1 protein-coding gene is annotated in these 1590 nt (G+C 36.6%); it reads left to right on the top strand.

The genetic code is table 11. The features are described 5' to 3' along the window. Nucleotides 1-214 precede the first annotated feature (214 nt). Entirely contained in the window at nucleotides 215-1450 is a 1236-nt protein-coding gene (locus tag ACIFOT_RS28845; RefSeq protein WP_430071371.1) for an IS110 family transposase, read from the top strand. The last annotated feature ends 140 nt before the right edge of the window (nucleotides 1451-1590 follow it).

A 1590-nucleotide genomic window follows, 5' to 3' on the forward strand; every position in this document is an offset into this window, starting at 1 on the left:
ACCATTTTTTATATGGTTTTATTATAACAGTAGCCAGGGTAGAACGTCCGCACCCGTGGGACTTTGATCCCGTCAAGTAAACCGTTCACCCCCTACTGGTAGAAACATGTTTGAGGCTGGTTGGGACTGAGATCTCGTATAACAAGCGAAGCTATGATACTACTAGGAGGAATTAGGGGTTACTGGCAAGTTCAATTTTAGGAGGAGATTTAGAATGAATCCAGTCGTTAGTCTGGATGTTTCAAAAGGAAAAAGTGAAGTTCAGGCTTTTTTAGATAAGGGAAAACCTTACGGTAAAAGCTTTAGTATCAACCATGATCTTGATGGGCTAGGATCATTACTTGAGTTTCTGGAAGGTATAAAAGATAAAGCTGGAATTCAACCTCCAGTGGTTTTAGAAGCTACAGGACATTACCATACACCAGTTGTTCAGTTTCTAGAGCAACATCAATATTTATTAATCATAGTAAATCCATTAATCTCTCATAGAGCCAAAAGTGCTAGTTTAAGAAAAGTTAAAACGGATGCCATCGATGCCTATCGTCTTTGTGAGCTTTACTATAAAGAGGATTTAGAGCCGTACAAAAAACGAGGAATTCGACTCTTAAACCTACGTAATCTCACAAGGCAACATGAGAATATAACGGGAATGTATGTTCAAACCAAACTGCAATTTCAAGCTGTTCTAGATCAAATATTCCCAGAATTTAAGGGGGTTTTTGGGGACTTATATTCTGTTGTGTCGTTGCTTACTCTTCAAGCATACCCAGCCTCTGAAGATATCTTAGCTGTTAGCGAAGTAACATTGACCAATAAAATCAAGGAATTATGTAAAAGTCGTTCAATAAGATGGGCAAAAGAAAAAGCTCAACAACTTCAAAAAGCAGCAGCAAAGAATCCGTTTCAAAAGACACTATATCATAGTCATTTACTGAGTCTTAGTATGTATATTAATATGCTTCTTCAATACAAAGAGCATCTATCAGAGTTGGAGGCTGAGATAGATACTCTCGCAAAGGAAATTGAAGAATATAAGATTATCCAATCTATCCCTGGTATCGGTGAAAAAATCGCTGCAACGATCATTTCTGAAATTGGAGAGATAGATCGGTTTAATCACCCAAAAAAGCTTGTCGCATTCTCTGGAGTGGATCCAGAGGTATTTGAATCAGGTAAATTTAAAGCGACTCTCGTTCGTATTACAAAACGTGGATCAAGCAGGTTGCGTCACGCCTTATATATGGCTGTTCGCTCTGGGATTCGTGATTGTCGTAAACAGAAAACAACTGATGAAATTATTCCAAGAAACAAGAGATTAAGAGCGTTTTACGATAAGAAGCGTGAGGAAGGCAAACTTTATAAAGTCGCCGTTATTGCTTGTGTAAATAAGCTCTTACATTGGATTTATGCCATATTAAAAAACAGAACTACTTTCCAAGATATAGCCTAATTAAGATTTCCAGTTAAATAAGACAAAACCTTCCAATCATCAGTTAGTCGAAGGTTATTTGGCATGCATATTTTTAGTATATCATGGTTAAATTTTATTTTTTATTGAAAAATATTGACAAACTATTAGCTGGTTTACTT

The organism is Neobacillus sp. NRS-1170 (genome assembly GCF_050468025.1).

Bases quoted from the DNA above. Each gene is read 5' to 3' on its own strand.
- ACIFOT_RS28845 (WP_430071371.1), top strand. From the start codon at position 215: ATGAATCCAGTCGTTAGTCTGGATGTTTCAAAAGGAAAAAGTGAAGTT.